The organism is Achromobacter marplatensis (genome assembly GCF_002209535.1).
Taxonomy (GTDB): Bacteria; Pseudomonadota; Gammaproteobacteria; order Burkholderiales; family Burkholderiaceae_B; genus Achromobacter; species Achromobacter marplatensis.
The window spans coordinates 152481-164287 of record NZ_NJIG01000006.1 but is presented as its reverse complement, the minus strand read 5'-3'; the positions used below and the strand labels follow the sequence as shown (position 1 = coordinate 164287).

Here is an 11807-nt window from a genome sequence, read left to right as displayed (position 1 = left end):
AATCACTTGGTAAGCAGGTCGCCGAACGGATTCGGCGCGCGATTAGGCTGCTGGGCGGGCGGGGTGGGGACTTTGGGCGCTGACGGCTGGGCCGCTGGCGGTGCTGCGGGAATGGTTGCGGGCGCCGCACTGGACGATGCGGCTTGCGATGCGGGGGCTGCCCCGCCGGCATCCTGCGCCGCGCCAACGGGCGTGGCGGGTTCCACCTTGCGCGGCTGGCGGGGACGCGGCGGCGGCGGACGGCGGCCTTCGGGGAACAACACGTCCTGCCCCAAGGTCTCGCGCATCGACGCGGCCAGCGCCACGGCATCGGCGCGTGCATTACCGGCCAGCAGCGCGTCCGCGCGCAGGTCGGCCAGCGACTGCATCGCCACCCGCAGGCCGCCCACCGCACGCACGGTCTTGGCGACGAAATCCTGCGGGTCGCGGCTTAGCGTCTCATCGGCGGCGACGATGGCCTGGCCGTATTTCTGTTCGTCGAACCGGATCTTCGCGATGTAAGACCAGGGTTCCCCCTTGGACGGATTGCGCTGCGCGATCTCTTCGAACTGCGCGACAGCCTGGTCAGATCCCTTCTGTTCCAGCGTCTTTTGCGCCGCGTCCATGGATTGTTTGAATTCCGCTTCCGACTGCGGTTTTACCGATGCACAGCCGGCCATTACTGCAACGACACCGGCAAGAACAACGAGGCGGGGAAAGGGCATTGTTAAGCACCTAGCAAGGTTGTAACTAGGGGCCGTATTTCAACAACCTTTTGTTAGTACAGCGCTACAGCGAGTGTCTTCATGTTACTTGCGTCGAATTTGCATTCATCATGCCGCGATCTGTATTGCTTCACACAGTTCCGGTATAAAGGGCCATGTCTAAACATATCCATTTATCACGCTTCTTCGCCGTGATTGCTTGCGCGCTCGCAAGCACCGCCGTTACTGGATGTGCGGCCGTTTCGGCTATCGGCGCAGTGGCCGGTTTGACGGGTAATGCGATGGAGATGGCGGGCTTGAAAAAGCAAGAAAACGCGCCTGTGGAAGTGAAATTGGCGATACACGCCGGAGAAAATTTGAATGCCAGCAGCGGGCAATCGATGGCTGTCGTTACAAAAATATACTACCTGAAGAATCCTGAGCAATTCCAACGTGCACCGCTCACGCAATTGATAGACACTGCGCAAGAGAAAGCGGCGCTAGGTGAAACGTTGTTGGGTTCGCGCGAGCTCACGCTCACGCCAGGACAGCGCTACGAGGGCGTGGAAAAAGTCCCCAAGCAAGCGGATTACATCGCGATAGCAGGGCTGTTCTATGCCCCCGCGCCGATGCGTTGGAAGTACGTATTCAAGGTCGACGGCGTGGAAGACAGTGGCATCGTCCTGGGCGCGCATGCGTGCGCGCTGACGGTCGCCACGGGTAAACCCACGTTGCCGGCGGGCATACCAACCTATGATCCTGCGCGCCTGTCCGGCGTGCAGTGTCCCGGTTGACGCGCACTGCGCGGCCGCCCGCCTTCTATATATAGACATAGAAAGACAAGAGAGGGAGCGCCAACTTGAGTTACTCAGCCAAAGTCCTTTGGGGCGAAGGATTGTTCCTGCGACCGCAGCATTTCCAGCGGCAGGACGCGTATCACGAAGATCGGCTGGCCGAGATGGCCCGCGCATTGCATCCGTATGCGTGGGGCCTGCGCGCGGCGCGCTTCGATGCGTCGGCGCTGGCCAACGGCATGCTGCGCGCGACCGAGATGAGCGCCGTGTTTCCGGATGGCGAGCTCTACAACGCGCCGCACGGCGATGAGCTTCCGCCGCCCGTGGCGCTGACGGCGCTGGACGGCGTGAGCGAAGCGGTGTTCTATCTGGCGATCCATCCCTTGAAGGCGATCGGCGGCAATTATCGCGATGGCCAGGCAGCGGCAAGTTTCGACACGCGCTACACGCACAACAACACGCCCGCGCCCGATCTCTACACGGGCGCCACGACCGCAGAGCTCGCCTTCCTGCGCAAGGACGTGCGGCTGATCTCCGAATTCGAACCGCGTGACGAACTGCTGGCGATTCCCGTCGCGCGCGTGCGGCGCACGGCAAGCGCCGGGTATGAGCTGGACACCACGTTCATCGCCCCCAGTCTGTCGCTGACGGCCTCCGGCGCGCTGCATGAGCAACTGCGCCGCCTGCTTGACGCGTTGCAGGCCAAGGTCAACGCGCTCTACGGCTTTCATCGCGAGCCCAGCAAGAACATCATTGAATTCCGCTCGGGCGACGTTGCGTCGTTCTGGCTGCTGCACACCGCAAACGAAGCCTACGCGACGCTTTCGCACCTGTTCCATCACCCGCAGCTGCATCCCGAACGCCTGTTCCAGGAACTGGCGCGGCTGGCCGGTGCGCTGATGACGTTCTCCAAGGTCCACACACTGGCCGACCTGCCCGTGTATCGCCACGATGCGCCTGGGCCCGCGTTCGCCCGCATGGACGAGATCCTGCGCGACCTGCTTGAAACCGTGATCTCCACGCGTTACTTCTCGATCGTGCTTGAAGAACTGCGGCCATCGTTCCACATGGGACGGCTGGATTCGGAAAAGCTCGACGAAACGACGTCGCTCTATCTGGCCGTGCAAGCGGCGATGCCAGCCGCCGAACTCGCCGAGAGCGTGCCCATGCGCTTCAAGGTGGGCGCGCCGGAAGACGTCGACAAGCTGGTGCTATCCGCCATGCCCGGCGTGCCGCTGAGCTACACGCCGCAAGTGCCGCCCGCCGTGCCGGTAAAGCCGGGTGCCGTGTACTTCGCCTTGCAGACGCGCGGGTCGCTGTACGACCGCATGCTGCAAGCGCGCAGCATTGCCATCTATGCCCCGGCAGGCATTCCCGAACTCAAGCTGGATTTGATCGCAGTGACCCGCTGACAGGAACGACATCGCCATGACCGCTGACGCCCCCTCCCTGATGCCCGGCGCGACACTGCCTCCGCGTGCTGCCGACTTCCACGCCAGCCGCCCCGCCAAGTCATTGCTGGACCTGCTGTACGACGGCTTCCTGATGCTGTTCCTGTTGAAGAGCGGGCAGGAACCCACTGATGCGGCTGCCTTCTCCGCGCGCGTGCAACAGTTCCTGGCGGACTACGAACGCGCCGCCAAGAAGATGGATATCCCCGCTGAAGACGTGTACGCCACCAAGTACGCGTTCTGCGCGGCCGTCGACGAAACGGTGCTGAACTCCGGCTTCGCCATCCGCGATACGTGGATGCTGCAGCCGTTGCAGCTGACCCTGTTCGGCGAGCAACTGGCTGGCGAGAACTTCTTTGCCCGGCTTGAAGACCTGCGCGCCCAAGGCGCGCCGCGCCTGCAATCGCTGGAAATCTATTACATGTGCCTGCTGCTGGGCTTTCAGGGCAAGTACCTGATCGAAGGCCAGGAGAAGCTGGGTTATCTGACGGCGCGGCTGGGCGACGAGATCGCGCTGTTGCGCGGCAAGCGCACCGGCTTCGCGCCGCACTGGCCGCTGCCGGACAAGGTTGCCCACACGCTCAAGCGTGACGTGCCGCTGTGGTCGATCATGGCCGTGTTTGCACTGATGGGCTTGCTGGCATTCCTGGGTATCGGCCACTTCCTGAACACGGAAATGCAAACCGCCATGGCGCCCTATCACGACATCGTCAAGCTAGGCCCGCGCGCAGCGCATCTGACGATATCGCTGCCCTAGCGCGCCCCGCACAACACGCCCCCGTCCCTTCCGGCGCGCGCTGCGCGCCTTCGGCTCCGCCGATCGAATACCGCCAAGCCCTATGAACGCCTTGCCTTCGAACGCCCCGGCCTACTCGTCGCTGAACATCGCCACCCTGTCGCAACAAGCGCGCCTCTTGCGCGTGAGCGCACCGCTGGACGCGGAGCTGGTTGCCGAACGCATGACGCTGCGCGAAGGCGTCTCGCGCCTGTTCTCGCTGACTCTCGACTGCCTGGCCGCCAGCGCCGAGATCGACGTGGCGGCCTTGCTGGGCAAGGAGATCACCGTCAGCCTGCTGCAGGCCGACGGCTCGATGCGGCGCTGGCACGCGGTCGTCGAAGGCGTTGATGCCCTGGGCGCCGATGGCGGACTGGCCCGCTACCGCCTGCATGCCGCGCCGTGGATGGCCGCGTTGGCGCTGCGGCGCGACAGCTTCATCTATCAGGACCTGTCGGTGCAGGACATCGTCAGCGAAGTGTTTGCGGATTATCCCCAGGCCGCGTTCGCCTTTGAGCTGACCGATGCGCCTGCGCCGCGCGCGACGTGCACGCAGTACCGCGAATCCGATCTGGACTTCGTTGCGCGCATCCTGGCCGAAGCCGGCTTGAGCTATCGCTTCGAGCATCAGCAAGATGATGCACAGGCTTCAGGCGGCGGTGCACGCCATCGCGTGGTGATTTTCGATGCGGATGCCGCCCGCCCCGAAGATCCGGCGTCGCCCTTGCGCTTTCACCGCAGCGACGCCACGGAAACCAGCGACAGCATTACGCGCTTCGCGGCGGCCCAGGCCGTGCGTCCGAACGTCGTCGCGCGAGCGGCCTGGAACGAACGCACGCTGACCGCCCACGCCGCACAGACCCGATCGCAGGTCCAGGTCGAAGCCTTGCCCGTGCTTGAGGACTACGACTACGCCGGACACGGCCGCTATGCCGACGACGACGCCGCCGAACAAAGCGTGGCCCGGTCGCTGCGCACCCATGAATCCCGACTGGTGCGCTTCGACGGCGCGGGCACCGTGCGTTCGCTGGCGCCGGGCCGGCTGTTCGCGCTGACCCAGCACGAACGCTACGCGCAAGGCGGCGGCGGGCAGGCGATCGACGAACTGGGCGGCAACCGCTACGCCCTGCTGGAGGTCATCCACGAGGCCACCAACAACCTGGGCGGACAGGCTGCCCAGGTGCTGGACACGCCCGACATGGAGCGTGGCACCTACCGCAACCGCTTCAGCGCGCAGCCCGAGGCCGCGGCGCTGATGCCCGTCTGGCGGCCCCGTCCGACCGCCCCGGAAGGCCTTGCCGCCGTCGTGGTCAGCGCCAGCGACGCATCCATCACGTCCGATCGCGATCTGCGCGTGAAGGTGCAATTCCCCTGGCAACGCGGCGACAAGCCGCTGCCGGGCGGCCTGCCGCACCGCACCCACGGCGACGCCAGCGGCAACGCGCCGGGCGACGAACGGTCCGGCACCTGGTTGCGCGTGGCCAGTGCGCAGGCAGGACCGAACTGGGGCGCGCATCATCTGCCGCGCAGCGGCACCGAGGTCATCGTCGAATTCATCGACGGCGACATCGACCAGCCCGTGGTCGCAGGCCAGCTCTACAACGATGCCGACCTGCCGCCGTGGTCCGCCGGTGAGAACGGCGACGCCAATCACGCGGGCGTCCTGAGCGGCTGGCACAGCCAGGGGCTGGACGGCGCGGGGCGCAACCAATGGGTTTTTGACGACACCAAGGGCAAACTGCGCACGCGCCTGGCTAGCTCCACCGCCGCCACGCAACTGGGTCTGGGTTACCTGGTGGAGCAGGAACTGGATGCCGCCAGCCGTGGGCAATGGCGCGGCACCGGCTTCGAACTGCGCTCGGACGCCTGGGCGGTCGTGCGATCGGGCCAAGGCATGCTGGTGTCGGCCACCGCGCGCGAACAGGGCAAGTCCACGCAGGCGGACGCGCAGGAAGCGCTGTTGCTGCTGCGCGGCGCGCAAGACGCCTCGCGGCGCCTGAACGATAGCGCCGGCCAGCATCAGGCACGCACCTTGGCTGCGGCCGAGGGCTACGACGCATTGCTCCAGGCCCTGGATCCCGATCAAGAAGGCCGCTACACACCGCAGGTCAACGGCCAGGCCGCTGGCAAGGCCGCCAGCGGCCAGCGCACTGGCGATGCCCCCGTCGAACGCATCAATGGCCCCCACCTTTTTGTCGATGCGCCGAATTCGTTGAACCTGGCCACCCCGGCCAGCGCCGTGCTGCATGCGGGCGAGCACCTGCACACCACTGCCCAATCCGACGCCCACGTCGCGGCTCAACAGACGTACGCCGCTGTCTCGGCCCGGTCTGCCAGCGTGTTCGCGCAGCAGGGCCCGATCCGCGCCATCTCGGCGCAAGCGCCCGTCTCGTTGCATGCGCATACCGACATCCTGGAGGCGCTGGCCGGCCAGGACATCACCGTCACCTCGTCCGCCGAGGGCATCGAGATCCTGGGCAACCAGCGCGTCACCTTGCAGGCCGCCGGCGGCAGCGTCACGCTCGACGGCGCCGACATCGTCTTCAAGGGACCCGGCCTGTTCTCGGTCAAGGGCGCCACGCACAACTTTGTTGGCCCGGGCAGCGATGCGGCCAATCTTCCCGCCCTGCCCAGCACCACGGTCGATGACCCGCTCATCGTCAGCGCGGAGCTGGTGCACAAGGATGGCGTCTTCGCCACGGCGGCAAAGAAGGCTGGCGCCAGCCTGATGGCCGGCTTCGGCGGTGCTGGCACTGCTGGCGCCGCGGACAGCGGCGTGGGCGCACTGGGCGCTGCCCTGCCTGCCGGTTTGGGCGAATTGGGCAAGACCGCCGCCGGCGCGGCCTCCAAGCTCTCGCAACTGGCCGGCCAGGCGAACACGCTGGCCGGATTGGCCAAGAATCCGATGGGCGCGCTGTCGGCCGCCCCTGGGCTGCCGGGCGGCGCAAGCCCCGCCGTGGGCGGGCTGCTGAACACCGCCAAGAACACGATGGGCATGGTGTCGCAGGCGCGGGCGATGATCGCGAACCCGATGTCGGCGCTGCCGGCCGCGTCCGGCCTGCTAGGCTCGGTCGCGCCTGGCGCGGGCGGCATGATCGACAGCGCAACAGCGGCCGCCGGCACGGTGACGAAGGCCGCAGAACTGATCAAGAACCCCATGGCGGCAATGCCCGCCGCGACCGACATGCTGGCCTCCGTCGCGCCCGAGGGCGCGTCGAAGATGATCAGCAGCGCGGCGACGTTTGCGGGCGTGGGGACGGGTGCGGGCGCGGCGACGGGGGGGGATGGCGGCGCGGGCGCAGGCTCGGCGCTGCCGGGTGCCTCCTCGACATCGCCGGCCGCATCGGCAGGAGCAAGCCCGACGCCGCAGGCCGACGTCTCGAATGCGGGGACGGCGGGAAGCGCCGCGCCGGCAATGACTGGCGAGGCCAGTGCCGCAAACAGTGCACAAGGCGACAAGGTCGCGCCGCAGACGCCCCAGCCCGATGGCGGAACGGCGGCAGGGGGAGTTACGCCTGTGTCGGGTTCGGGTTCGGCACCCGTCTCGACTTCGGCTCCTGCTGCGGCACAGACACCCGCACAGGCACAGGCACAAGCAGCATCGGCGCCGGTTGCGATGGCTGCTGCGGCTCCGAACTCGGCTCCCGACTCCGCCACGGCACCAGCCTTACAGACCGCCTCTGCCTCCGCCCCGGCGTCCCCTGACGCTTCCGCTGCGGCAACGGCGGCCACATCCCCTTCCGTCGCGACCCACACGGGCGGCCAGAACACGGCCAGCACGCCTCCGGCAGGCGCAGCGAGTGCAAGCTCTCCGGTCGCCCCGTCTACGCTGGCCCCAGAGGCGGGCATCATTGCTAGCCAGGGAGCGGGTGCCAGCGCGAATGCGGGCCTCGCCGCGGGTGCAGGCACCAGCATCGCAGCGAACGCAGCAGCCGCTGGCACAAGCACGACCGTCGCCGCAGGTGCGGCAGTCACTGGTGCAGGCACGAGCATTGCGGGAGCCACAGGCGCAAGCGCAAGCCCGACTATCGCCGCGGACGGGGGCATCGCTGCAACGGGTGCGCTGGCCCCATCCGAAGCCGGTGGCGCCCTCTCGGCCGCCACGCTGAGCAACACATCTGTGCCCACCGGCGTCGACCTCACGCCTCTTGGCAACGCGCCCTTGAACGCACAGAACCTTGCACCGTCGCTCGGTTCGCCGGGACTGGATACGCCGGCCTCGATAGCCTCGGGCACGCTGGCGTCCCCGTCCGCCACGTCAGAAATGTCGGCGTCGGTCGGCAACGCCACAACCACCGCCAGCACGCTCAACGCGCCTGGCCTGCCCGACTGGGCGCACGGCCACGTCGGCCCGGATACCGTGCCGTCGACATTCAGCGCAACCGCCCCGAGTCAGATAGCCGCGAATCCCGAGACGGCGAGCCCGTCAGGCACGGGCTGGATGGCGGCAAGCGTCGTCGGCGCAGGCGTGGTCGGTGCGAGCAATGTCAGCAACACCCAAGCGGTCTCAAACACCCCCCGCGCGACGCCGCAGGCGTCGGCCGCAACCGCCGAGACCACGCACGAGGCCTCGCGTACAGCAGAGCGCCTCGCGCCTCATGCCTTGCCTCTCGGCGCAACGGGCGCCGGCATGATCGCGGCGGTTGCCACGACCATTGCAGCGGCAACGCCGCTACGTGCCCGGGGCGACGCAGATCGTGCCAATGCCATTGCCGATGTCGATGCCAAGGACGCGCAATCGCCTGCGCCAATCGCACAGGGCACGACAGAAGCACAAGTAAGCACAAAGACTGGCGCTCGCGACACACGTCACGACGACGAACGCGCTGAAAACAACGGCCGCACCGAGCAGACCGACCACGACGCACACTACGAAAACACCACGCATCGTCGTGGCGAACCGCCCAACGCCGCCCTGCTCTCGACGCTTGCCGCGGGCGCCGGCGCCCTGTTCAGCGCGACCGCATCCGCTGCCAGCAGCGCGACACGTGCCGCATCAGTTGCCTCGGTCACGGAAGGCGCCTTGCCCGCCACCGTGGACTTGCCGGCCATTGCGTCGCACACCGGCACGGCGCAGCCCGGGCTGCACATGCTTGACGCCATCCCACGCATATCCCCGGATACTGCCTCTGTCGTCGCGACCAATACCGCCATGCCGGCAACGAAGGCTGCGTTGACTAGTGTGCCGACCCAACCTGGATCGGACGCCATGCTGTCCAGCACGCCTTCCCTGCCGAGTTCGGACGCGGCATTAACCGGTACGCCCTCCCTGTCAGACAGCGCCCCCTCCCTCTCGGGTGTCTCTGCACAAACACCCGGTTTCGTGCCGGCTGCCGGTACAAACTTCCCACAAGGTGCTGGTCTGCCTGGCATGCAAGAGGCGGGAGGCATGGCCGTTCCAGGCGCCGAGGCATCGACCAGTGCATCCGCCGCCGTGGGCGCGGCCGGTGCGAGCACGGCGGCGGCCGCCGCCTCGGCCACGACAAGCGCGAGCGCCGCCACGACGGCAACGCCGGCCGTCGCATCGGGCGCCGGTACGACCCTCGGAACAGGCGCCGGCCCGGGTCTCAATACCACTTCCCCCCCCGACACCGGCGCCGTCGCTGGAGCCGGCTCCGCATCCGGCGGCATCGCTGGTACGGCAGGCGCAACCGATTCGAATGCCGGCGCCATCGCAGGCACCCGCGCAGGCACCAGTGCAGACGCAGCCGCAAACAGCACCGCCCCGGGCGCGGCAAGCGCGGGCACGGCCGAATCCCCATCCGGCGCTGGCACCGGAGCCTCCCCGGCCCCGTCCCAAACCGCGGCTAGCGGCTCAGCCGCGACAGGCGGCACGGCGTCGACAACCGGCGCAGGCACTAGCGCCACGGCTGGCAGCACCCCGACCTCCGCAACCGGGGCGACAGGCGCGACGCCAGCCTCTTCCGCAGCTACCCCGCCTGCCACCGCCACGCCAACCGTCGCCACCGCAGCCCCTGCGGGAACCGCGGCCCCCTCTGCCCCGGCCGCGCCCTCGGCTGCCAGCACTTCCGCCGGCAGCCCGGATTCCGTGCTCGGCAACACGACGGCGCGGGCCGCGGGCATGGCCGACAGCACCCCGGCCACCCGTGCCACCGATCTATCCGCCGCCGGTGGCGCGGGGGCAGCCGCCGGCGCCACCACGGGCGCCAGCAGCGCCGGCGTCGCAGGCATCGGCGCGGTCGCGGCGGGCGGTGGGCTGGCGACCTTTGCGCAACAGGCCAGCGCCGCCTCTACCGCGCTGTCCAGCGCGTCCACGTTCGCCGCGGGCGGCGTCAGCGCCAGCGTCAGCGCGGCCATCGTGCCGGTCATGACGCAGGCCCTGAACGCCAGCGGCGACCGCATGGCCGCCTTGGGGTCCGCCGTCGACACGCTGTTCACGCTGCCCGACGTCAAGCAAGCCAACATCCCGTCCGTCGCTGGCGCCATCCTGAGCATGCCAGGCCTGTCGTCGTCCTCGGTGCCGGGCGTGATCGGCGCCATCCTGCAATCGCCCACGCTCGCCACGGAGACGCTGCCCAAGGTGGCCGAGGTGTTGATGAAAATACCCGGCGTTGCGGATTCACCGCTACCGCAGATTGCCCGCGACATATTGGATACGATCGGGCTGGGACCCGTGGCGCGCACGCAAGGCACGAACCTGCCGGGCGACACGCCTGCCCCCTCGGGCTCCGGACGCGTGGTGCCTGGCGTATCGACCTATCGCGCCCGCCAGGACGGCGCGCGCCTGCAATACGTTAACCTGGCTCAAGTCGCCGACCGCTGGAACGACGGCAGCGCGTTGACCACCACGGAACGGCAATCGAACCGTCCCCGCATCCATGTGGAGTTCAACCGCCCCGGCCAGCATCGCTTCACCATCACCGTGAAGCCCGACCCTGCCAATATCCCGTACTCCGCCCGGGAACGCGGCCGGCGCGCCAGCTACCAAGAGCCGCACAGCAATCCACGCAGCTATGTCACGAACGCGGACGGCACCCGCATCGTGGACGACATCACACTGCCGGCCGCCGGGCTGAACCTGTACCTGTTCGAAGTGCGCGACGAACGCGGCCAGCTGATCAAGACCGAACGGGTTGAAACCGTGCGCCGCCTGTACATCCAGGAAGTGATGTGCATGAGCCCGCGCCCGGCCGGCCATCTGGCCGACGTGACGCCCGTCACGGCCGAATTTGCGCTGCATGGCATCGACATGATCCAGCTGCCGCGTGTGCAGTTCCGCGGCCGCTCCGCCGTGAATGCCGCCGACGACGCCGACGCGCAGCACGCCATCATGCAGGCCGTGAGACAGGCCTACACCCCATCGTCCGGCAAACAACGCGAGCCCTACACGTTGGTGGTGTGCCACGTCGATCGGCTGGTGGCGCCGGGCGTCAGCGGCGACATGCGCTTGCCGGTGCCTGCTGGCCCCGGCGGCCGGGTCATGACCGTACCCATCGTCAACGACGACCGCAGCCAATCGCCGCTTTGGTACGAGTTCGACCAAGGCGACGACTGGCTCGTGCACGCGCGATACCTGTACCGGGACGCCTCAGGCGCAGAACGCTCGCTGCCGATCCCCCGCCACCTGATCACGCCGATCCGCGATGAATCGGGCGGCGTCTGGTCGGTGTCGGTGGATTTGACGCAGGTGTCACCTACGCCGCTGACAGGCATGCTCAACATCCAGTTCAACACGGTGGCCGCCAGCTACGCCGGCCTGGCCATCACGGGGACCAACCTGCTGTTCGTCTCCACGCTGGATCCCTTCGTGCCCAACTCGCAGGCCTACCTGACCGAAACGCTCGCCCACGAAATGGGCCACTTGCTGGGCATGGTGCCCAGCGGCCCGGACTGGCCGGGCCTGCGCAACGTGGACACCTCGGCGGACGACTCCAAGCTGGACCCGCCGACGCACTTCTACTACAACATGGGCGGCCACTGCTACTTTGGCCTGCCTGACCAGAATGGCCAGTACAACCAGGAAATCGGGCAATGCGTGATGTACGGCATCACCTGCGCGAACATCCACTTCTGCCCAAGCTGCAGCAAGGCCGTGCGCAAGGTCGACTGCTCTGAAGGCTGGACCTCGTTCTGAGGCAGCCGC

Annotated in this window: 5 protein-coding genes; 4 read left to right on the top strand and 1 reads right to left on the bottom strand. The window is 67.8% G+C overall.

The features are described 5' to 3' along the window. Positions 1-2: 2 nt before the first annotated feature. Positions 3-605: a tetratricopeptide repeat protein gene (locus tag CEY09_RS15970; protein ID WP_234818322.1), complete on the bottom strand. Its 603-nt coding sequence runs from the start codon at positions 603-605 to the stop codon at positions 3-5. 254 nt (positions 606-859) lie between these two features. Between CEY09_RS15970 and tssJ the strand changes: the two genes are divergently transcribed. From tssJ to tssI, 4 genes are all read left to right on the top strand, one after another. Continuing rightward, positions 860-1477 carry a type VI secretion system lipoprotein TssJ gene (gene tssJ, locus CEY09_RS15965; RefSeq protein WP_081534340.1) on the top strand — a complete coding sequence of 206 codons (618 nt, stop codon included), beginning with the start codon at positions 860-862 and terminating at the stop codon, positions 1475-1477. 65 nt (positions 1478-1542) lie between these two features. After that, on the top strand, positions 1543-2889 hold the full coding sequence (tssK, locus tag CEY09_RS15960; RefSeq protein WP_088589392.1) for a type VI secretion system baseplate subunit TssK: 1347 nt from the start codon (positions 1543-1545) through the stop codon (positions 2887-2889). Between the two features lie 16 nt (positions 2890-2905). Beyond that, the gene (locus CEY09_RS15955) at positions 2906-3685 is read left to right on the top strand and encodes a DotU family type IV/VI secretion system protein (RefSeq protein ID WP_088589391.1); all 780 of its coding nucleotides are present in this window, start codon (positions 2906-2908) and stop codon (positions 3683-3685) included. 82 nt (positions 3686-3767) lie between these two features. Continuing rightward, on the top strand, positions 3768-11798 hold the full coding sequence (gene tssI, locus CEY09_RS32695) for a type VI secretion system Vgr family protein (protein ID WP_088589390.1): 8031 nt from the start codon (positions 3768-3770) through the stop codon (positions 11796-11798). Positions 11799-11807 lie beyond the last annotated feature (9 nt).

What these genes read in the sequence shown, in the direction of transcription:
- CEY09_RS15955 (WP_088589391.1), top strand. Translation starts at nt 2,906, where the DNA reads ATGACCGCTGACGCCCCCTCCCTGATGCCCGGCGCGACACTGCCTCCG.
- tssJ (WP_081534340.1), top strand. Translation starts at nt 860, where the DNA reads ATGTCTAAACATATCCATTTATCACGCTTCTTCGCCGTGATTGCTTGC.
- CEY09_RS15970 (WP_234818322.1), bottom strand. Translation starts at nt 605, where the DNA reads ATGGACGCGGCGCAAAAGACGCTGGAACAGAAGGGATCTGACCAGGCT.
- tssI (WP_088589390.1), top strand. Translation starts at nt 3,768, where the DNA reads ATGAACGCCTTGCCTTCGAACGCCCCGGCCTACTCGTCGCTGAACATC.